This window comes from Nocardia sp. NPDC058497, assembly GCF_042720195.1.
GTDB lineage: Bacteria > Actinomycetota > Actinomycetes > Mycobacteriales > Mycobacteriaceae > Nocardia.
Window position 1 is genome coordinate 1 of the sequence record NZ_JBHXMY010000048.1, and the last position, 19,894, is coordinate 19,894.

The window sequence follows — 19,894 nt, forward strand, 5'->3', positions numbered from 1 at the left end:
ACCCCCCCCCCCCGCCCCCCGGCCGCGCCCCCCCCCCCCCCCCCCCTCGATTCTCCACAGGGCGTGGTTATCCACAGCCCCATCGGTAGGTGGTGACCGGGGACGTGGCGTGCAGTAGCGTCAAGTACTGGATCAGCACCAGTCAGTTCGACGCGACCGATGCGCACGACTCGACAAGGAGACGACGACATGTCATACCCGACCGGGGGCTCCGGGTACAACGCACCCGCGACACCCGCCGCGCCCAGCCAGGGCCCGAGCACCGGAGCCGCCGCGGCTGCACCATCGACCGCGGCCGATGCCGGTGCCAAAGGGCTGCCGTTCATTCTGACCGCGGCGACCGCCGGACTCGGCGTGCTGACCTTCCTGCTCGGCTTCCTGCCGTTCGTCGGCGCCAAGCCGGTGACGCTCGGCGGCACCACGGTGACCAGCGACGAGACCGACAGCTTCTTCGCGTATTTCGGTGGTTCGGCCTCGCTCACCATCGTCCTGGTGGCCGGTCTGCTCGCCGCGGTGTCGTTGCTGCCCAAGCAGAATCTGCTCGGCGCCGCCGCGGCGACCGCGGTGGCGGGGCTCTTCGGCGTGCTCGCGCTGACGTTCTCGGTGCCCGAGGGCGCCGAGCTCGAATTCGGCGCCTTCATCGTGATCGTGTTCGCGCTGCTGACCGCGGCCGCCGCGATCGTCGGCCTGCTGTTCGGGCTCGGCATCATCAAGGCGCCCGCGCCCAAGCCCGCCCAGCCGCAGCAGCAGCCGGGTCAGTACGGCCAGTACGGCCAGCAGGGTTACGGGCAGCAGGGCTACGGCCAGACCGGCCAGCAGCCCTACGGCCAGACCGGGTACGGCCAGACAGGGACCGGCGGTCAGTACCCCACTCAGCAGCCGTCGCCGTACGGCCAGCAGAGCCAGCCGTCGGTGCCGCAGGCGCCGCAGCCGTCCTACGGTCAGCCGGGCCAGCCGCAGCCGGGCTACGGTCAGCCGCAGCAGTCGCCGTACGGCCAGCAGTACGGTGCGCCGCAGCAGCCCTCGCCCTACGGTGCCGCGCCGCAGGCGCAGCCTCGCCCGGACGAGAGCGCGACCCAGAACTTCGGCGGGCAGCAGCAGGGCCAGCCGTTCGGCGGGCCGACCTACGGTGGCGCGCAGGGCGGTTCGCCGGCCCAGCCGCAGCAGGGCGCCGGTCAGGGTCAGCCCTTCGGTGGTGAGCAGACCGCCGATCCGGCGGCCGACGCGACCACCGCGTTCCGCCCGAACGACGACAACAAGTAGGAAACCGACGGCCGCCGCGCGTGGCACAGGTTCGATCGCGAGCCCACAGGTGTGCCTGTGGGCTCGCGGCGCGCCTGACCCGCGCCCGCCGGGGAAGCTGCCACGCTGAATTGTCATGAGCTCCCGTAACGCCCTCGTGCGCCGGACCTCCGGGTCACGCGGTGCCGGGGAGGCCACCGCACCGCCGTCCGGGCACGGTCACGAACCGCCCTGGTGGTCGCTGTCGCCCGAGCGGGCGCGAACCCTGCTGCTGGTCGCGGCCAGGCCGACGATCTGCGCGCTGGCGGCGACGATCCTGCTCGTCCTGGTGGTCATGCTGACCACCGGCACCGACCTGAGCAGCGCGCCCGGCGCTGTCGCCGCGACCTGGCTTGCCGCCCATCAGATTCCGCTCACCGTCGGCCGGACCACGCTCGGCCTGCTGCCGCTGGTACCGACCGCGATTCTGGTCTTGCTTGCGGCCCGCGAATGCGCGCGGGCGGTGCCCAACCGGCCGACCCCGATCGAGCTGGGCTGGCTCACCGGCGCGGTACTGGCCGGTCCGCTGCTGATGACCGCCGTCTGCCTGGCCGTCACCGGTGACGCCGCCGGCGTCACCCCGCTCGAACCACCGGGCCCGCTCACCGCGTTCGGCTGGGTAATCGTGCTGTATCTCGGTGCGGCGGCAGGCGGAATCGCGAGCAGGGCCTGGTCTTCGCTGTGCGCGCTCGTTCCGGTCGAGATCCCGGAATGGGCCGTGCTCGGCGCCCGCGCCGCTCGCCGGACCGTGGTGCGGATGCTCGGCTGTGCCGCCCTGGCCACGGCCGTGTCGTTCTGCACGCACCTCTCGCGCCTCGACGGTGCGTACAACCAGGCGCACAACTTCACCGACGTCCTCGGCATGACGTTGCTGTCGCTGCTCTACCTGCCCAATGTGGTGATCGCCGCGGCGGGCCTGCTCACCGGCGCCGCCGTGCAGTTCGGGGCCGGTTCGGTCGGGCTGTTCGGGGTCACCGCGGGACAGGTGCCCGCCGTGCCCGCGCTGATCCCACTGCCGGAGGGTCCGTCCGCGGCCTGGTGGCCGGTGCTGCTGCTGGTGCCGATCGCGGTGGGTGTGCTCGGTGGCATCGAGCTCGGCCGCAGCAGCGACGACCGGCCCGGAGCACCGTGGGCGACGCTCACCTCCGCCGCCCTGTCCACGCTGACGTTCCTCGTGCTCGCGATCCTCGGCGGTGGACAACTCGGCGCGGTGGGCTGGGTCGGAGTCGACCTGCTGATGCTGGTCGTGCTGATGGTCACCTGGTTCGGCTTCGGCGGCTTCGTCGGCATGGTCTTCGCCCGCCGCTTCCTCGCCCCCGCCGCACCGGTCGAGGACTACGACGACCACATCGACGACTACGACGATTACGACGACGAGGACGACTACTACTACGACGACGAGGACGAAACCGAGGACTATGACGACGATCCCGCCGTCGAACTCGACGCCGAACTGGTCACCGACATCGACGACGACGTCGAGGTGAGCATCGCCGCCCCCGGTTCCGCGGCGCCGCCCGCCGACGACATCGTCGACGCCGAGGTGGTCGAGCCGGACCTGCCGGAAGGTGACAAGAACACTGGTCGTTAAGCTCGACCCGGCGGTATCGCCGATCGCCGCCACCCGACCCACACGCAGGAGTAGAGCGCTGACGTCCTCGTTTGCCCAGTGGAAGCCCGCAGGGACACCGGCTACCGTCGTCGTCCTCGCCTCGGGCACCGGCTCGCTGCTGAACGCGCTGCTGGCCGCCGCGCGCGAGCCCGGGTACCCCGCCAAGATCGTCGCGGTCGGCGTCGACCGGGTGTGCCAGGCCACCGAGTACGCCGAGGCCGCCGGTATCGAGCACTTCCGCGTCGCGGTGAAAGACTTTTCCGACCGCTCGGCCTGGGACCTCGCGCTGACCGAGGCTGTCGACGCGTTCCAGCCCGATCTGGTCGTCTCCGCCGGCTTCATGAAGATCGTCGGCCCCGCGTTCCTGGAACGGTTCGGCGGCCGGTTCATCAACACCCACCCCGCGCTGCTGCCGTCGTTCCCCGGCGCGCACGGTGTGCGTGACGCGCTCGCCTACGGCGCCAAGGTCACCGGCTGCACGGTGCACCTGGTCGACGGCGGGGTCGACACCGGCCCGATCCTCGCGCAGGAGGCGGTCGACGTGCTGCCCGGCGACGACGAGGCCGCCCTGCACGAGCGCATCAAGGTTGTCGAGCGACGGTTGCTGGCGGAGGTCATCGCCGCTGTCGCGACGCGAGGCATTGTCTCCGACGGACGAAAGGCAGAAATTCCAGATGAGCGAGCACGCCGGTGAGTGAACGTAAGGCGATCCGCAGGGCGCTGGTGAGCGTCTACGACAAGACCGGGCTCGTCGAGCTGGCCACCGGACTGCACGCCGCGGGCGTGGAGCTGGTGTCGACCGGTTCGACCGCGGGCAAGATCGCCGAGGCGGGCATTCCGGTCACCAAGGTCGAGGACCTGACCGGTTTCCCGGAGACCCTCGATGGTCGCGTCAAGACGCTGCACCCCCGCGTGCACGCGGGCATCCTGGCCGACACCCGGCGCGCCGAGCACGTCGAGCAGCTCGTCGAGCTCGGGGTCGAGGCGTTCCAGCTGGTCGTGGTGAACCTGTACCCGTTCACCCAGACCGTGGCCAGCGGCGCGAGCATCGATGAGTGCGTCGAGCAGATCGACATCGGTGGTCCGTCGATGGTGCGCGCCGCCGCCAAGAACCACCCGTCCGTCGGTGTGGTCGTCGACGTCACCGACTACGACGACGTGCTCGCCGCGGTGAAGTCCGGCGGGTTCACCCTCGCCGAGCGGACCGCGCTGGCCGCCAAGGCCTTCCAGCACACCGCGAGCTACGACGTGGCCGTCGCGAGCTGGATGGGCTCGGTCGCCGTGCCCGCCGTGCAGCCCGAGACCGAGCAGTTCCCGGGCTGGGTCGCCGGCTCGTGGGAGCGCGCCGCGGTGCTGCGCTACGGCGAGAACCCGCACCAGGCCGCCGCGCTGTACACCGGCAACGACGGCACCGTCGGCATCGCGCAGGCCGAGCAGTTGCACGGCAAGGAGATGTCGTACAACAACTACACCGACGGTGACGCCGCCTGGCGCGCCGCCTACGACTTCGACGAGCCCGCCGTCGCGGTGATCAAGCACGCCAACCCGTGTGGCATCGCCGTCGGCGCCGACATCGCCGAGGCGCACCGCAAGGCCCACGCCACCGACCCGGTCAGCGCCTACGGCGGCGTGATCGCGGCCAACCGCGAGGTCAGCGTCGAGATGGCCGAGCAGGTCGCCGAGATCTTCACCGAGGTGATCGTCGCCCCTGGCTACGCCCCCGGCGCGGTGGATGTGCTGCAGCGCAAGAAGAACGTGCGCGTGCTGGTCGCCGAGCCGCCGCGGCGCAAGGGCGTGGAACTGCGGCCGATCAGCGGCGGTGCGCTGCTGCAGGACCGCGACATCCTCGACGCCGCGGGCGACGACCCGGCCAACTGGACCCTCGCCGCGGGTGATCCGGCCGACGCCACCACCCTCGCCGACCTCGAATTCGCTTGGCGCGCTTGCCGTGCCGTGAAGTCGAACGCGATCCTGCTGGCCGACGACGGTGCCGCCGTCGGTGTCGGCATGGGTCAGGTCAACCGGGTCGACTCCTGCAAGCTCGCCGTCGAGCGCGCGGGGGAGCGGGCCAAGGGGTCGGTCGCGGCCTCCGACGCGTTCTTCCCGTTCTCCGACGGCCCCCAGATCCTGGTGGCCGCGGGCGTGCGCGCGATCGTCCACCCGGGTGGCTCGATCCGCGACAAGGACACCGTCGAGCTGTGCAAGGAAGCCGGGGTCACCCTGTACCTGACCGGAGCGCGCCACTTCGCGCACTGAGTCACGTCGAACCCGAACGGGTGCCGCATCGAATCCTCGGTGCGGCACCCGTTTTCGTTATCCGGCGTCGACGACCTGACGGTTCCCCAGTGGCGATGTCAGGGCGATCTCCATGGTGCCGAAGACGGCGTTCATGGTGCACATCTTGCCGACGGCATCGGCGCGAGTGCCCGCGCGCAGGGCGACCGAGACGGCGGTGTCGGACTCGGTGACCGTGGCGTCGACGCCGAAGCACTCCGGGTTACCGGTCTGGAAGTTGACGCCGATCATGTTGTCGCTCAGGCGGGTCCAGGATTCGAAGGCCAGTGGGTGGGGGTCGACGATGGTGGGATCGGGTGTGAAGCGGTGGCCGAGGCTCGCGTTGCCGTCTTCCGGGCGCGCGCTCGGCGTCGTCGAGTTCGACTGGGGCGCAGCGTCTTCAGAGCTCGAGCAGGCCGTGAGTGGACTGAGCAGCACGGCCATGACGGCCGCGGCGGCGGTGAAACGCGACGTCGTTCGCATGTCGTGAGCCTAGTCTGCGTGGCGCACGCGCACGTGCGGCGGCGTGCGGCATTCTCAACGCGACACTCCCCACCGTGAACTTTCCGCGAACCCTGCGCGTAACTCACCCATTTCGGCTCGGTGGGGACTACATTCGCTTGCGATGCGCCGCCGTGGCATACGGCGAGCATCACCGAAGTTGGATGCTCTGCAACTGGATCTTCGAAAGGACGAACGTGGGCGACACGCTGCGCGTAGGCGAAGAACTGGGACTGGGACAGTCCCTGACCGGCGGTGCGTACACCCTGGCTTTGCAGCCGGATGGCAACCTTGTGGTGACCGAACCCGACGGCAACGTCGTGTGGGCCGCACAGACTCATGGACAGGACGTGCAGCGCGCGGTCCTGCAGGATGACGGCAACTTCGTCGTCTACAAGGGTGACGGCTCGGCTGCCTGGTCGACCGAGACCAACGGCAAGAACGTCGAGAAGCTGGTCATCCAGCCAGACCGCAACGTCGTGCTGTACGGCACCGACGGTTCGGTCGCGTGGGCCACGGCCACCAACACCGACAACCCGCTGCCCGCTCCCGAGCCGGTCGCCGCCGCCCCGATCGCCGAAGAGGTCCCGCCGCCGCCGGCCGCGCAGACCTACACGGTCGAGCCGGGCGACACCCTGTGGGCCATCTCCGAGCGTTTCTACGGCGACGGCAACCGCTACCACGAGATCGCCTCGGCCAGCGGTATCGACAACCCCGACCTGATCAACGCGGGCCAGGTTCTCACCATCCCGTGATGACGTAAGTCGCAGCGTTCATCGCCTGCACAACGAAAGTGGCCCCGAGGCAACAGCTTCGGGGCCACTCTCGCGTGACGGCTACTTGGTGGTGGTGAAGGGCAGCAGCGCCATCTCGCGCGCGTTCTTCACCGCGACGGCGACCTGACGCTGCTGCTGCGGGGTCAGGCCCGTGACGCGACGGCTGCGGATCTTGCCGCGATCGGAAATGAAGGTGCGCAACAGGTTGACGTCTTTGTAGTCGACGACTTCGATGCCCGCGGCGATCAACGGATTCTTCTTCGGCTTACGGCCCTGCTCGGCGCGTGCCTTCTTGGACGGTGCTCGCTTCACTGCCATGCGATGTTCCTTCTCACGAGATCAGTGGGTGTCTACCAGCTCGATTTGTGGACCCCAGGGAGCTCGCCCCGGTGGGCCATCTCGCGCACACGAACACGGGAGAGGCCGAACTTCCGGAGATGGCCGCGTGGCCGGCCATCGGCTGCATCCCGATTGCGCAATCGTACCGGACTGGCGTCGCGGGGCTGGTTGCGCAGTTCGGCCTGCGCGGCGGCCCGCTCGGTGTCACCGGTGCCCGGCTTGCGGATGAGCTCCTTGAGCTCGGCGCGCCGGGCCGCGTAGCGCTCGACGACCGCGCGGCGCTGCTCGTTGCGGGCGATCTTGGACTTCTTCGCCATCAGCGCTCCTCGCGGAAGTCGACGTGCTTGCGCACGACGGGGTCGTATTTACGCAGGACCAGCCGGTCGGGGTCGTTGCGGCGGTTCTTGCGGGTGACGTAGGTGAAGCCGGTCCCCGCGGTGGACTTGAGTTTGACGATCGGCCGGATATCGGTCGATTTCGAGGCCATGGATGCTCCTAGATCTTGTCGCCACGGGCACGGCTCTGCCGATTGGCCCGCTTCGCTTCGCTCAGCCGGATCCGGGCCACCACAGCCTCGATCCCGTCCCGGTCGATGGTCTTGATGCCCTTGGCGGAGACCGTCAGCGTGATGCGGCGGCCCTCGCTGGGCAGGTAGTAGGTCTTGCGCTGGATGTTGGGGTTCCAGCGCCGGTTGGTGCGCCGGTGCGAGTGTGAGACGGCTTTTCCGAAGCCGGGCTTGCGACCGGTGACCTGGCAGTGGGCCGACACGCGACCTCCCTCCATGGATATGACAACCATTTTCGACAACAGGTATTCCGCACTGTACCGTTGCGCTAAAGTAAATGAAAATCGTTATCGAAAGGGGATCCGGGTGCTGGACCAGTCCGACCGGAGAACGCCCGTCGTGCTGCTCGCCGGCTTCTCCGGACCTGCCATGACCGGCGTCGAGCACATCGCGGCCACACTGAGCGAGGACGCGGGCACCGTGGTCGTGCACCACGACCTCGCCGAACTGCGCGAAGGCGTCGTGCGCCGCACGGTGCGCACCGCGGGCACCGTCACGACCACCGTGCTCGAGCTCGCGCACGGCTGTGTGTCGTGCACGCTGCGGGCCGATCTGCTGCCGATGCTGTGCACGCTCGCCGCCCGCGAGCACGTGCACCGCATCGTGCTCGCGCTCGACCCGGCCATCGAGGCCGAGGCGCTGTGCCACGCGATCGACACGGTCGAGGTGACCGGGGTGGCGGATCGGGTCGACGGGCCCGCGGGCCGGAACGTGCGGATCGAGGCCACGCTGACGTGTCTGGACGGGCAGCAGTGGCTCGCCGACGCCACGGGCGACGAGGCGCTGGCCGACCGCGGGCTCGCCGCGGCCGACGACGAGCGGACCGTCGCCCAGGTGGCCGTCGGCCAGGTCGACTTCGCCGACGCGCTCGTGGTTCTGACCGCCGGCGTCGACGCGCTCGACCGGGAACGCCTGCACGCCGTGCTGGCGCGGATGGCACCCGCGGCGCCGGTGGCCTGGCTCGACGAACTCCCCGCCTTCGACGCGATGGAGATCGGCGCCCTGCTGACCAGGGTTCCCGCCGACGCGCGCCGCGGCCGCATCTTCGACGCCCATGCGCCGCTGCTGCGCGGCCAGCCGCCGCTGACCACCGACTGCGGCGTCTCGCTCATCGAGTTCGCCGCGCGCAGGCCGTTCCATCCGGTCCGGCTGCACGAGGCGCTCGACGTGCTGTTCGACGGCGTGGTCACCGCGCGCGGCCGGATCTGGCTGGCCACCCAGCCGGATCAGGTGGTCTGGCTGGAGTCGGCGGGCGGTGGCCTGCGGGTCGGCGGCGCCGGTCGCTGGCTGGCGGCGATGAGCGCCGAGGAGCAGGCGGCCGCCGATCCGGACCGCAGGGCGATGGCCGCGCTGCGCTGGGACGAGCGCTTCGGCGATCGCGATGTGTCGCTGGTGATCCTGGCGCACGACGCCGACCCCGCCGAGATCCGCCATGCCCTGCACTGGGCACTGGTGGAGGACGACGAGCTGCTGCTGGTCGACCGGGCGCCGGAGCGAGTCGCGTTGTGGGAGGACCCCTTCGGCGACTGGCACGAAGACCCCTGCGCCGATTCCGCCGAGGCGTCGGCCGCGGCGAGCGAGCGCATCAACCCGAGAGGAGAAACAGCATGAAAGCGGGCATCCACCCCGACTACCACCCCGTGGTGTTCGAGGATTCGAGCACCGGCAAGCGGTTCCTGACCCGGTCGACCTCGACCAGTGACCGCGGCGTCGAATGGGCCGACGGCAAGACTTATCCGCTGCTGATGGTCGACGTCACCTCGGATTCGCATCCGTTCTGGACCGGCACCCATCGCAACCTCGACACCCAGGGCCGGGTGGAGAAGTTCGAGCGCAAGTACGGAAAGCGTTCGCGCGCAGGCAAGGAGGGCTGACCGGTGGCTGTCCCGAAGCGCAGGATGTCGCGTGCCAACACCCGCAGCAGGCGTTCGCAGTGGAAGGCCGTTGTTCCACAGCTGGTGCCGGTCACCGTGGGCGGCGTCGAGTACCAGGTGCCACGTCGTATTGTGGGTGCCGTGCGGAGGGGCTTGATCGATCCCTCGCGGATCTGAGTCCGCCGCACATCGGAGTTCGAGAGCTGGTTCGGAGGGGACAACCCGGATCGGGGATCGGGCAACGGCAACGGCCTGCCGGTTTCCCCGGCAGGCCGTTGTGTTTTTCGCAGTCTCAGCCTTCTTGCTCGGCCAGCTCGACCAGGGCCGCGGCCAGCTGGAAGAACTTGTTGTTACCCAGGTCGGCGATGGTCTTGATCTTCAGCGCGTCGAGCAGCTGCTTGTCGTGCGCGTCGGTGAGGCCGGCCAGCGCCGACGGCGGCGCGGCGAGGATTTCCTTCAGCGTCTTGTTCTCGAATTCCTTGTCGAGAACTTTGTCGAGCACCACGTTGACGGCCATACGAACTCCTTCGAACGAACCTTGGATGTGCTGGGCGAGACGAATGCGCCCTGGCCGACGATAACCCGCAGGCGGGCGGTGTAGGGGTCGAACGCGCCGTCAGCGGCCTGTTCTTCACCCCCTGTTGTCCAGGGGTCTTACTTGGTAGCGGTCATGCCTGCTCAGCGGCGTGCGGAGGGGCCGATGGCAATCGCTCGGTTAACGGTGTGACACATGCCACTTGGAGCGGATGTGCCCCGAGGCTTGCTGAATGATTGCCGGAAAGCACATAACCAACTCGTGGTTTGTTTTGTGGCACAAGAAAATTCCCGGACGACTGATGCGGAGTCCTTGGCGGGTATGTACTCTCGTGCGGGAGGGCGGGTTCTCCGGTTAAGGAGAACCCGCTCATCGCCACTTCAGGGGTGGTTTTCGGGGCCGATCCGCCCCGGTCGCCCGCATCCGGCGAACGGGGCGGTCGCCCACAATGATTCAGACAAACCGGGCGTTAGCTGGTTGCGGTTACCGCGTACCGACCGGCTGCCGCCGCGGCTCGGGAGCCCGCACCGCGTCGCGCCGATCCGGTGCCACCAGGACCGCGGTGATCGGCACCGTCAAACCCAGCGCGCCGATCACGAACATCGGGAACACCAGATCGAACAGCTGCAGGCCGGTCGGCGTCCGGCTGCCCGGATCGATCGTGAACTCGAGCGAGGCGGCCGCCGTGTAGTACACCGCCGCGACTCCGAGCGCGAACAGCAAGGACGCCACGACCCGCAACACCACCATGCGGACCACCTGGGAAGCCCACAGCGTGGCCATGCACAGCGCCATCGACAGCAGCACGGCGATGGCGACGAGGCCGAGCGACTCCTCGACCTGGCCCTGCACTTCGAGGGCGTCCAAGGTCAGAAAGGTCGACAGGCCGACGCTCAGTCCCATCGTCAGCCCGCCGACGATCAGCCGGGGCAACTGCGGTGTCCGCCCGCCGATCAGCAACCCGGCCAGCACGCCGAGCACCGCGATGGCCAGCGACGCCGCACCGAGTGCGACGTTGTATCGCATGGCGCTGTCCTGGATCCGGATACCGAGCAGCGCCAGCGAATTCGCCAGCCACAGCCCGACCCCGCCGAGCGAGACCGCCGCCATCGTCAGCCAGACGAGCCGGAACCGCGCGGAGTACTTCGCATGCCGGACACAGGCGAACGCCACCAGCGCGCCGAGCCCCGACATGTCCAGCGCGAGCCAGGCGATGCCCGTGCCACGCCCGAACGTCTCGGCTCCCGTCGCGGCGAGCAGGTCAACCACGCCGGCCGGCCCCCTCGAACTGCTGCGGCTCCAGCCGGGCGATGGCGTACTCGGTCACCGCCGCCAGCGCCTGTCGTACCTCGACGGCATTGCGCGCGTCGATGTCGACGATCGGGATGCCCTCGCGCACCGAGAGCGCCTCGCGCAGTTCGGCGATCGGGAAGCGCGGGGCGTTCGGGAAGCGGTTGACCGCGATCAGGAATGGCAGGCCGCGCGCCTCGAAGAAGTCGACCGCGGCGAAACTGTCCTCCAGCCTGCGGGTATCGATCAACACCACCGCGCCGATGGCGCCGCGGATGAGGTCGTCCCACATGAACCAGAACCGCTTCTGGCCCGGGGTGCCGAACAGGTACAGCACCAGGTTGCCCGGCAGCACGATGCGGCCGAAGTCCATGGCGACGGTGGTGGTCTCCTTCTCCGGTGTCTCGGCGAGATCGTCGATCCCGTCGGAGAAGTGGGTCACCATCGCTTCGGTGCGCAGCGGAACGATCTCCGATACCGCACCGACGAAAGTTGTCTTGCCTGCGCCGAATCCACCGGCCACGACGATCTTGGTCGACGCGACCCGCTGATCGGGGTTCGGGGGGCGCATGCCCTCAGAGGCCACGGAGTCCACGCAAAGTCCTCTCCATCAGTGATCGGCGTTCGTCGTAGCTCGCCTGCTCGGTCAGCGTCGAATGCACTCGAAGAATCCCGCCGACAACGAGATCGCCGATCATCACCCGGACCATACCCAGTGGGCGGCCAAGGTATGCAGCTATTTCTGCGACGGACAGTCTATGTGTGCCCAGACGCACTATTTCGGTGCGCAAATCCCCTGCGGGCCAATCCAGGTGCGCGGTATACGAGACCGTTTCCACGACTGCCTCCAGTGGCAGCGAGATCGCGGGCTCGGTGCGGCCTGAGGTCAGGGCGTAGGGCCTGACCCGGGTCGTCGGCCGGTTTTCTGATCCGTACGGGCTCGACATCTCACCTCAGCCGGCGGAGCGGGCGGTGGCGGTGACCGCCGAGCCCACTCGGTCGACGAGCAACGCCATCTCGTAGCCGATACGGCCGATGTCGTGGCTCTTGTTGGCCAGAACCGCCAGGTGCGAGCCGTTTCCGACGCTCATCACCAGCAGGTACCCGCGCTGCATCTCCACGATCGACTGCATCACCTTGCCGCCGTCGAACAGGTGCGCCGCACCCATCGACAGGCTCGCCAGGCCCGCGGTCACCGCGGCCAGCTGCTCGGCCCGGTCCGACGGCAGGTGCGGACTGGTCGCCTGCAGCAGACCGTCGGCCGAGACCAGCACCGCGTGCGAGACGCCGGGCACGTCGCGGGTGAAGCGGGCGACCAACCAGTTCAGATTCTCGTCCGTGGGATGCGCGTTGCTCATTCGAGGCCTCCGTCGTTGTACTGGATCTCGGCGCGGCCGCTGCGAACGCCGCTGAGGTGTCTGGTCAAGTTGTTGCGGATCTCCTCGGGATCGCGGGCACCCGCTTCCTCGGCGGGGGTGAGTCCGCCGGGGACGAGCTGGGCGCCCGGTTTGCGGATCGGCAGCCCGCCGCTGGTGCGCGAGGAAGTCGGCGGATTACCCGCGCTGGCCGCTGCCGACCAGCCCGCGTCGCCGGGGGAACTCCATGATGCGCCGTTGCCGCCGGATTCGGCAGTGGCGGAAGCGGGTTCGACGAGCCATTCCGAGACCATCCGCTGGTAGATGGGGGTCGGCGCCTCGCCGGGCACCGGTGCCAGCCGGGTGGACGACGTCGGCATCGGGTCGGCCTCGGCGGACGGCTCCGGTTCGGGCTCGGGTGCGGAGAGCCGCGGCGTCTGCCTGGCCGCGGCGAGCTCGCTCAGCGCGGAGGAGGGAACGCGTTGCGGCAGGCCGGCGGACCCGTTCGACGTGCCGTTCGAGGTGGTTGGCGCGACCGGCAAATCGTCGGTGTCGTGCTCGTGCTCGGCCCACAACCCGGTCGGTTCCTCGGGTTCGGGCGCCGCGGCGGGCACGACCGGCTCGGCCGCGGGCGGGTTCGCCGGACGACGTTGCGGCAGACCGGCACTGGTCAACGGAGCCATGGACGGCTCGGCGTCCAGGCCCGGCGCGACCGGTCCCGTCGGCACCAGCGGGTTCGGCCCGGTCGGCAGGGGGATGCCGATCGGCCCGGTGCCGTTCGGCGGCATGATCGGGTTCGGGCCGGTGATGTCGGCCGGGGTCAGCGCGTGCGGGCCGATGGCCGAGGACGCCAGCGCGTGCGAACCGGTCGACACGATCGGGTTGGGGCCGGTCGCCGGGCCCGACGACGCGGGCGGCGGGGAGACCAGCGTGCTGGGCAGATGCACGCTCGCGGTGATCCCCGGCTGCGGCACCTGGGTGGCGGTGCGCCGCAGGCTGACGGTGATGGTGTGCCGCTTGGCGAGCGTGCCGACCACGAAAAGGCCCATTCGGCGGGCGGTCTCGATGGTGACCTCACCACCGGAGGCGAGCCGGTCGTTGGTCGTCTGCAGGTCCTCGGCCGACATGCCGAGACCACGGTCGGTGATCTCGATCAGGTAGCCGCCGTCGACCGCGCACCCGACGATGACCGCCACCGAGGTGCTCGGCGGCGAGTAGCGCAGCGCGTTGTCGATGAGCTCGGCGAGCAGATGCTCGATGTCGACCGCGGATTCACCGGCGACCACGCCGTCGGGCACATTGCCGATCTCGACCCGCTGGTAGTCCTCCACCTGCGAGACCGCGCTCCAGAGCATGTCCGACAGCGGCACCGGCGGCAGATGGCCGCGGCGCAGCGCGGTGCCTGCGAGGACGAGCAGGTTGTCGCCGTTGCGGCGCATGCGGGTGGCGAGGTGGTCGAGCCGGAACAGCGTCTGCAGGCGCGACGGGTTGTCCTCGTCGTGCTCGAGTTCCTCGATGAGCGCGAGCTGCTGCTCGACCAGCGACTGGCTGCGCCGCGACAGCGTCTCGAACATGTTGCCGATCTGCAGGCGCAGGCGGGCCTGGTCGGCGGCCAGGTTCAGCGCCTGCTCGTGGATCTCGTCGACGGCACGGGCGAGCTGCCCGACCTCGTCGGTGGAATGCACGCCCACCGGATCGATCTCGGGCGTCGCGCCGCCGCTGCGGACCACGGCAAGCTCCTCGGGCAGCTTCACGTGCGCGACCTCGAGCGCGTCGCGGCGCAGCCTGCGCACCGGGACGACGAGCGTGCGGGCGACCGCCAGCGCCAGCGCCAGGCCCGCCAGCAGCATGCCGAGCACCAGGGTGGTCTCGCGTAGTGCCGCGGTCTGCGCGGTCGCGGTGTTGGTGTCGAGCGTGTGGTCGATGTTGTCGAGCAGGGTGGCGATACTCGACGCGTAGGTGTCGGCGCTGACCTGCAGGGTGTTGAGGACCGCGGCGTTGGTGGTCGGATCGCCGTTGTTCTGGCTGAACACGCTGATCCTGGTCTGCACCGCGTCCAGCAGCGCGGCCATGCTGCCCGCGTTCTCCGGCATGATCATGGCGTAGGTCTTGATCATGGTGGACTCGGAGCCGAGCTCGACGAGCATCTTCGCCCGCGCGCTCTGACTGCGGCCCGCGTCGGGGGACACGACCAGCGTGCGCTCGCGGGTGAGCACCCTCCTGGCCTGGTGCAGCGCGGTGACCTGGAGGAAGTAGCGCTGGACGACGAAGTCCTCGACCTGCGGGGCCTTGGCGAGCGCGTTGCCGATCCGCTCACCGATCTCGTCGGTCTGCTCGCCGACCATCGCCGGGGAGCCGCCGCGCACGGTGTTGCGCAGGGTGGAGCCGGTGGCGGTGGCCGCGGTGAGTTCGGCCGCGACAGCGGGATCGATCCTGGCCGAGCGCAGCGCGTTCTGGACCTCGGCGAGCGCCTGGTCGTAGGTGGTCAGCGCGGCGTCGGTCTGCGGGTCGGCGATCGCACCCCAGTTGGCGGTCGCCGCGATCGCGAGTTGTTCGGTCGCGGTGGCGAATTTGACGACGGGACGGATGACGGTGGCTTGCTCGGTGGCCGCGCCGAGCTGCGTCATCGTTTGCAGCTCGTTGTTGATCCGCAGCACGGCGAACGTGGTCGCCAGCATCACCGGCAGCACCAGCACCACACCGACCTTGCGCGTTACCGACCAGTTCGACAGGCTGAATTGCCAGGAGCGCGATGCAGGTTCCATCCGCGTGCGTTGCCTCTGCTTCCACGTGTGACCCCGGCCCGCGCGGGGAGGTCGCGGAGCGATGCGAGCGCAGAACCAACTGGAGGTCTTCTTTTATCGCAGGAAAGATACCGTGCCGGGTGGTCAACGGCAATCCGGGCCACTCGGTCTGTAATTCGCCGAATATGCGCTGACACAAAGACGATTCACGTGGATTTGTCAAGGGCGACAGGCCGCCGCGCCGCGCTGCTTCGGGCCGTCGTCAGCCATGCCGGGCGCGACCCTCTCAGTGCGTTCTCAGTCGATCACGGCAAACTGAGCACATGCGCATTCTGGTAGTCGACGACGATCGCGCCGTGCGGGAATCTCTGCGCCGGTCGCTGAGCTTCAACGGCTACACCGTGGACCTCGCGGTCGATGGCGTGGACGCGTTGGAGAAAGTCACCGCGGCCAGGCCCGATGCCCTGGTTCTCGATGTGATGATGCCCAGACTGGACGGTCTGGAAGTGTGCCGCCGGTTGCGCAGCACCGGCGACGATCTGCCGATTCTCGTTTTGACCGCGCGCGATTCGGTCTCCGAACGCGTCGCCGGCCTCGATGCGGGCGCCGACGATTATTTGCCGAAGCCTTTCGCGTTGGAGGAATTGCTGGCGCGTTTACGCGCGTTGCTGCGCCGCCGGGCGCCCGACCCGGGCGAGGCATCCGAAGCGATGGTGTTCGCTGACTTGTCGCTGGATCCGGTGACGCGTGAGGTCTCGCGTGGCGAACGCGCCATCAGCCTCACCCGAACCGAGTTCTCGTTGCTCGAGATGTTGATGGCCAATCCGCGCCGAGTGCTCACCCGCGGGCGCATCCTCGAGGAGGTCTGGGGCTACGACTTTCCCACCTCGGGAAATGCGCTGGAGGTCTACATCGGCTATTTGCGGCGCAAGACCGAGGCCGACGGCGAGGAACGGCTGATCCACACCGTGCGCGGCGTCGGCTACGTGCTGCGCGAGACTCCTCCGTAGGCGGTGGGCATGGCACACTCCGAACCCGTGGTCGCGGTCTTGCGGCGGCCGCCGGACGGCGGCGAGATGCGGCCGCCGATGCCGTTGACGCGCTCGGTGTCGCTGCGCTGGCGGGTGACGCTGCTGGCGGCGTCGGTGGTGCTCGTCGCCGTCGCGATCACCTCGATCGCGGCCTACGCGATGGTGGCCAGGGCGCTCTACGCCGATGTCGACGCCCAGCTGGAGGCGCGCGCGGCGACGATGATCAACAACAATTTCGAGACGCTGGGCTTCCAGACAATCGTACTGGCCGGGTTGTTCTCCAACGATGTCGGCGTCGCGCTGATCTACGCCGACCACAAGCCGTACATGCCACCGCAGCAGACGATTCCACCGGTGGGTGCCCAGGAGCTCGCCGTCGCCGACGGCAAGTACAACTCCTCGCTGCGCACCGTCGGTGACCAGCGGGTCCTCGCGGCCCGCACGAACAGCGGCGCGACGCTGATCATCTCGCAGAAGCTCTACCGCACCCGTGAGGTGCTCGACCGGCTGGCCTGGCTGCTGTTCATCGTCGGTGCCTGCGGCGTGGTGCTGGCAGCCGCGGCGGGCACCGCGGTCGGCCGCACCGGCCTGCGCCCGATCGCCCGGCTGACCGCGGCCACCGAGCGCGTCGCCCGCACCGACGACCTGACCCCCATCCCGGTCACCGGCGACGACGAACTCGCCAGGCTCACCGACAGTTTCAACACGATGCTGCGGGCGCTGGCCGAATCGCGCGACCGCCAGCGCAGGCTCGTCGCCGACGCCGGCCACGAACTGCGCACCCCGCTGACCTCGCTGCGCACCAACATGGAACTGCTCATCGCCTCCGGCAGGCCCGGCGCGCCCCAGCTGCCCGACGAGGACATGGCCGAGCTGCGTGCCGATGTGGTCGCCCAGATCGAGGAGCTGTCGACGCTGGTCGGCGACCTGGTCGATCTGGCCCGCGAGGACGCGCCCGAAACCGTGTACGAGCGGGTGGATCTCGGCGAGGTTGCCGAGCGGGCGCTGGAGCGGGCCCGCCGCAGGCGCACCGGCATCACCTTCACCGCCGAGCTGCGTCCCTGGTTCGTCTACGGCCACGAGGCCGGGCTGGAACGCGCGGTGCTCAACGTGCTCGACAACGCCGCCAAGTGGAGCCCCGGCGATGCCGAGGTGCGCATCACCATGCGCCCGGCCGGGCCAGGCCTGCTGGAACTCGCGGTCGCCGATGCCGGTCCCGGCATTCCGGCGGGGGAGCGCGAGCTGGTCTTCGAACGCTTCTACCGCACGACCGCCTCGCGCTCGATGCCCGGCTCCGGACTGGGGCTGGCGATCGTCAAGCAGGTGGTCACCAAGCACGGTGGCACGATCGCGGTCGACACCTCCGACCGCGGCGGCGCCCTGGTCCGGATCGTGTTGCCCGGTGAGGCGCCGGTGGTTCCGGACGATTCCGAGGCCGGACCGGTGTGATCGGCCGCGGAGTCTCGGCGAACTGACGGGGCCATCTCAGCCGCCTCTCAGTACCCGTCACGAAGCTGGTCAGCAAGCGTGAGGAGACAGACACCATGACCGACGATCCCCAGCAGCGACCTGCTGACCGGCCCGCCGATCCCGGATCCGGCAGCGCGGATCACCCCGCCGAGGCCCAGCACGGGCAGCAGGCCCCGTTCCCCGGCCAGGCACAGCCGCAAGGCCCGGCACAGTCGTCCGGCGCCGAGCAGTCCTACGGCGCGGGTCGCTCCCACAACCCGCAGCCGTACGGTGGCGAGCAGCCGCCCTACGGCTCGGCGCACTCCCGCAGCGCTGAGCAGCCTTCCGGCCCGTCACAGCTCTATGGCGAGCAGCCGTCCGGCGCGGCGCAGCATTACGGCGCGCCGGAGTCGCACGGCACGGCTCCGCTGCCCGGCGTGTCGGTTTACGGCGCGCCGTACGGTCATCAGGCGCCGGGGCAGCCGCCTTTCGGGGCACAGCCCGGCCCGTTCGCCGCGGCGCCCGCACCGGCACCGCAGCGTAAGCCGCTGCGGCTCGGCCTGGTCGCCGGTGCGACCGCGCTGGCCCTGGTCAGCGGTGGCGTGGGCGGTGTGGTCGGCGTGCTCGCCACCGGGTCGGACTCCGCGACGGTGACCAACGCGCTCGATGTCCCCAAGCCCGCGGTCAACAACGCCGTCAACGCCCCGGCCGGCTCGACGCAGGCGGTAGCTCAGCGGGTGCTGCCGAGTGTCGTGATGCTCAAGGTGGCCGGTGCGCGCGCCTCCGGCGAGGGCTCCGGGGTCGTGTTGTCCTCCGACGGGCTGATCCTGACCAACAATCACGTCGCCGCGGGCGCGGGCGCCTCGGCGAAGATGGAGGTGGTGTTCAGCGACGGCAGCACCGCCCCGGCCACCATGATCGGCGCCGATCCGGTCTCGGATCTGGCCGTCATCAAGGCCTCCGGCAAGAGCGGGCTCACGCCGATCGAACTCGGCACCTCCGACGGTCTCGCGGTGGGTCAGCCGGTGATCGCGATCGGTTCGCCGCTCGGCCTGGCGGGCACCGTCACCACCGGCATCGTGTCCGCGCTCAACCGCCCGGTCTCCACCAGCGGCGAGGGCGTGCCGAGCCAGGTCAATCCAGTGATCGACGCGATCCAGACCGACGCGGCGATCAACCCGGGCAACTCCGGCGGCGCCCTTGTCGACGCCCAGGGCAAGCTGATCGGGATCAACACCGCCATCGCCAGCCTCGGTGGCGAAGCGGCGGGCGCGCAGAGCGGGTCGATCGGCCTCGGCTTCGCGATCCCGGTGGATCAGGCCCGCCGGGTCGCCGACGAACTGATCAAGACCGGACACGCCACCTACGCCCAGATCGGCATCAAGCTGCGACCGATGGACACCGCGGCCCGGGTTCTCGAGGTCACCCCGGACAGCCCCGCCGCCAAGGCGGGCATCCCGGCGGGCGCGATCGTCACCCGGCTCGACGACCGGCCGATCGATTCCGGCGACGCGCTGATCGCGGCGGTCCGCTCGCATCAGCCGGGCGACAAGGTGAAGGTCACCTACACCGACGAGCAGGGCGGCAACGCCAAGACCGTCGAGGTCACGCTCACCGCCGCCGCGGCGGAGGGCGGCCGATGATGCGTTCGAGCGCGGCACTGTCGTGTGTAGGCGCTACGGTGATGAGCATGGACATCGATGCTCCCGTGGCAGGGCGTGCACTGGTTGTTGTCGTCGACGATCGGACGGCACATGGCGGCGTGGATTCGCTCGGCCCGCTCGTCACCGAACTGCTCAGCGAAGCGGGCTTCCTCGTCGACGCCTCGGTGACGGTGCAGGCCGAGGAGGTCGAGATTCGCAACGCGCTCAACACCGCGGTGATCGGCGGCGTCGACCTGGTGATCTCGGTCGGCGGCACGGGGATGTCCCCGCGCGATGTCACCCCCGAGGCCACCGCGCAGGTGCTCGACCGCGAACTGCCCGGCATCACCGAGGCGCTGCGCGCGTCCGGCCGGGTCGCGGGCTCGCTGGACGCGGGGCTCTCGCGCGGCGTCGCGGGCATCTCCGGCAGCACCCTCGTGGTGAACCTGCCGGGTAGCCGCGCGGCGATCCGCGACGGCATGGCGACCCTCGGCCCGCTGGCGAGCCGGGCGATCGGCGAGCTCTCCGGATTGGACGAGTGAGGGCAGTGACCTCGCAGGACAGCACGTCGCCGCGGGATCCCGGGGCGGCCAGGCGCAAGGCCGCCGAGGCCGCGCGGCTGGCG

At 69.8% G+C, this 19,894-nt stretch carries 23 protein-coding genes; 12 read left to right on the forward strand and 11 right to left on the reverse strand.

The window, feature by feature from the left end; translation table 11 throughout:
* Positions 1–189 precede the first annotated feature (189 nt).
* From ACFWPJ_RS05775 to purH, 4 genes are all read left to right on the forward strand, one after another.
* Complete coding sequence (locus ACFWPJ_RS05775) at positions 190–1,263, forward strand: DUF5336 domain-containing protein (protein WP_378847644.1); 1,074 nt, start codon at positions 190–192, stop codon at positions 1,261–1,263.
* Positions 1,264–1,378: 115 nt separating this feature from the next.
* Complete coding sequence (locus ACFWPJ_RS05780; protein ID WP_378847646.1) at positions 1,379–2,872, forward strand: DUF6350 family protein; 1,494 nt, start codon at positions 1,379–1,381, stop codon at positions 2,870–2,872.
* 58 nt (positions 2,873–2,930) lie between these two features.
* Complete coding sequence (gene purN, locus ACFWPJ_RS05785) at positions 2,931–3,587, forward strand: phosphoribosylglycinamide formyltransferase (RefSeq protein WP_378847687.1); 657 nt, start codon at positions 2,931–2,933, stop codon at positions 3,585–3,587.
* Positions 3,584–5,149: a bifunctional phosphoribosylaminoimidazolecarboxamide formyltransferase/IMP cyclohydrolase gene (purH, locus tag ACFWPJ_RS05790; RefSeq protein WP_378847648.1), complete on the forward strand. Its 1,566-nt coding sequence runs from the start codon at positions 3,584–3,586 to the stop codon at positions 5,147–5,149. Before purN ends, purH begins: the two co-directional genes overlap by 4 nt.
* A 57-nt stretch (positions 5,150–5,206) precedes the next feature.
* On the opposite strand, the gene ACFWPJ_RS05795 is transcribed toward purH, so the two are convergent.
* The gene (locus ACFWPJ_RS05795) at positions 5,207–5,650 is read right to left on the reverse strand and encodes a hypothetical protein (RefSeq protein ID WP_378847651.1); all 444 of its coding nucleotides are present in this window, start codon (positions 5,648–5,650) and stop codon (positions 5,207–5,209) included.
* Positions 5,651–5,865: 215 nt separating this feature from the next.
* On the opposite strand from ACFWPJ_RS05795, the gene ACFWPJ_RS05800 reads away from it, so the two are divergent.
* The gene (locus tag ACFWPJ_RS05800) at positions 5,866–6,423 is read left to right on the forward strand and encodes a LysM peptidoglycan-binding domain-containing protein (protein WP_378847654.1); all 558 of its coding nucleotides are present in this window, start codon (positions 5,866–5,868) and stop codon (positions 6,421–6,423) included.
* An 81-nt stretch (positions 6,424–6,504) separates the two neighbouring features.
* Here the strand turns inward: ACFWPJ_RS05800 and rpsR are convergent, their stop codons facing one another.
* The 4 genes from rpsR to rpmB are packed head-to-tail and all read right to left on the reverse strand — an operon-like array spanning position 6,505 to position 7,551.
* Positions 6,505–6,762 carry a 30S ribosomal protein S18 gene (gene rpsR / locus ACFWPJ_RS05805; RefSeq protein ID WP_189025862.1) on the reverse strand — a complete coding sequence of 86 codons (258 nt, stop codon included), beginning with the start codon at positions 6,760–6,762 and terminating at the stop codon, positions 6,505–6,507.
* A gap of 32 nt (positions 6,763–6,794) precedes the next feature.
* A complete protein-coding gene (rpsN, locus tag ACFWPJ_RS05810; RefSeq protein WP_378847658.1) occupies positions 6,795–7,100 on the reverse strand; it encodes a 30S ribosomal protein S14 in 306 nt (101 codons plus the stop codon).
* Positions 7,100–7,270: a 50S ribosomal protein L33 gene (gene rpmG, locus ACFWPJ_RS05815; RefSeq protein WP_068914580.1), complete on the reverse strand. Its 171-nt coding sequence runs from the start codon at positions 7,268–7,270 to the stop codon at positions 7,100–7,102. Before rpmG ends, rpsN begins: the two co-directional genes overlap by 1 nt.
* A gap of 8 nt (positions 7,271–7,278) precedes the next feature.
* Positions 7,279–7,551 (reverse strand): 50S ribosomal protein L28, encoded by a 273-nt coding sequence (gene rpmB, locus ACFWPJ_RS05820; protein ID WP_378847661.1) that lies wholly within the window; start codon positions 7,549–7,551, stop codon positions 7,279–7,281.
* 103 nt (positions 7,552–7,654) lie between these two features.
* Between rpmB and mrf the strand changes: the two genes are divergently transcribed.
* Genes mrf through rpmF form a run of 3 tightly spaced genes read left to right on the forward strand, consistent with a single transcriptional unit; the run spans position 7,655 to position 9,399 of the window.
* On the forward strand, positions 7,655–8,959 hold the full coding sequence (gene mrf / locus ACFWPJ_RS05825) for a ribosome hibernation factor-recruiting GTPase MRF (RefSeq protein WP_378847664.1): 1,305 nt from the start codon (positions 7,655–7,657) through the stop codon (positions 8,957–8,959).
* The gene (locus tag ACFWPJ_RS05830) at positions 8,956–9,222 is read left to right on the forward strand and encodes a type B 50S ribosomal protein L31 (protein WP_378847666.1); all 267 of its coding nucleotides are present in this window, start codon (positions 8,956–8,958) and stop codon (positions 9,220–9,222) included. The genes mrf and ACFWPJ_RS05830 overlap by 4 nt, the downstream gene beginning before the upstream one ends.
* A gap of 3 nt (positions 9,223–9,225) precedes the next feature.
* On the forward strand, positions 9,226–9,399 hold the full coding sequence (rpmF, locus tag ACFWPJ_RS05835) for a 50S ribosomal protein L32 (RefSeq protein WP_378847669.1): 174 nt from the start codon (positions 9,226–9,228) through the stop codon (positions 9,397–9,399).
* A 115-nt stretch (positions 9,400–9,514) separates the two neighbouring features.
* Here rpmF and ACFWPJ_RS05840 read toward each other — a convergent pair whose 3' ends face one another.
* From ACFWPJ_RS05840 to ACFWPJ_RS05865, 6 genes are all read right to left on the reverse strand, one after another.
* Entirely contained in the window at positions 9,515–9,739 is a 225-nt protein-coding gene (locus ACFWPJ_RS05840; RefSeq protein WP_378847671.1) for a hypothetical protein, read from the reverse strand.
* A 501-nt stretch (positions 9,740–10,240) separates the two neighbouring features.
* A complete protein-coding gene (locus ACFWPJ_RS05845) occupies positions 10,241–11,026 on the reverse strand; it encodes a hypothetical protein (RefSeq protein WP_378847674.1) in 786 nt (261 codons plus the stop codon).
* Positions 11,019–11,618, reverse strand: a complete 600-nt coding sequence (locus ACFWPJ_RS05850; RefSeq protein ID WP_378847689.1) for an ATP/GTP-binding protein — start codon at positions 11,616–11,618, stop codon at positions 11,019–11,021. The genes ACFWPJ_RS05845 and ACFWPJ_RS05850 overlap by 8 nt, the downstream gene beginning before the upstream one ends.
* A 4-nt stretch (positions 11,619–11,622) precedes the next feature.
* Positions 11,623–11,994, reverse strand: coding sequence for a DUF742 domain-containing protein (locus ACFWPJ_RS05855; protein WP_378847676.1), 372 nt, complete (start codon positions 11,992–11,994; stop codon positions 11,623–11,625).
* Between the two features lie 6 nt (positions 11,995–12,000).
* A complete protein-coding gene (locus ACFWPJ_RS05860) occupies positions 12,001–12,405 on the reverse strand; it encodes a roadblock/LC7 domain-containing protein (protein ID WP_019049250.1) in 405 nt (134 codons plus the stop codon).
* Positions 12,402–15,167, reverse strand: coding sequence for an ATP-binding protein (locus tag ACFWPJ_RS05865; protein ID WP_378847679.1), 2,766 nt, complete (start codon positions 15,165–15,167; stop codon positions 12,402–12,404). Before ACFWPJ_RS05865 ends, ACFWPJ_RS05860 begins: the two co-directional genes overlap by 4 nt.
* 302 nt (positions 15,168–15,469) lie before the next feature.
* On the opposite strand from ACFWPJ_RS05865, the gene ACFWPJ_RS05870 reads away from it, so the two are divergent.
* The 4 genes from ACFWPJ_RS05870 to ACFWPJ_RS05885 all read left to right on the forward strand — a co-directional run bounded on the left by ACFWPJ_RS05870 (position 15,470) and on the right by ACFWPJ_RS05885 (position 19,811).
* Positions 15,470–16,156, forward strand: coding sequence for a response regulator transcription factor (locus ACFWPJ_RS05870; RefSeq protein WP_378847680.1), 687 nt, complete (start codon positions 15,470–15,472; stop codon positions 16,154–16,156).
* 9 nt (positions 16,157–16,165) lie between these two features.
* Positions 16,166–17,626, forward strand: a complete 1,461-nt coding sequence (locus tag ACFWPJ_RS05875) for an ATP-binding protein (protein WP_378847682.1) — start codon at positions 16,166–16,168, stop codon at positions 17,624–17,626.
* A 95-nt stretch (positions 17,627–17,721) separates the two neighbouring features.
* Positions 17,722–19,269 (forward strand): trypsin-like peptidase domain-containing protein, encoded by a 1,548-nt coding sequence (locus ACFWPJ_RS05880; protein WP_378847684.1) that lies wholly within the window; start codon positions 17,722–17,724, stop codon positions 19,267–19,269.
* The gene (locus tag ACFWPJ_RS05885; protein ID WP_373291682.1) at positions 19,266–19,811 is read left to right on the forward strand and encodes a molybdenum cofactor biosynthesis protein B; all 546 of its coding nucleotides are present in this window, start codon (positions 19,266–19,268) and stop codon (positions 19,809–19,811) included. The genes ACFWPJ_RS05880 and ACFWPJ_RS05885 overlap by 4 nt, the downstream gene beginning before the upstream one ends.
* The last annotated feature ends 83 nt before the right edge of the window (positions 19,812–19,894 follow it).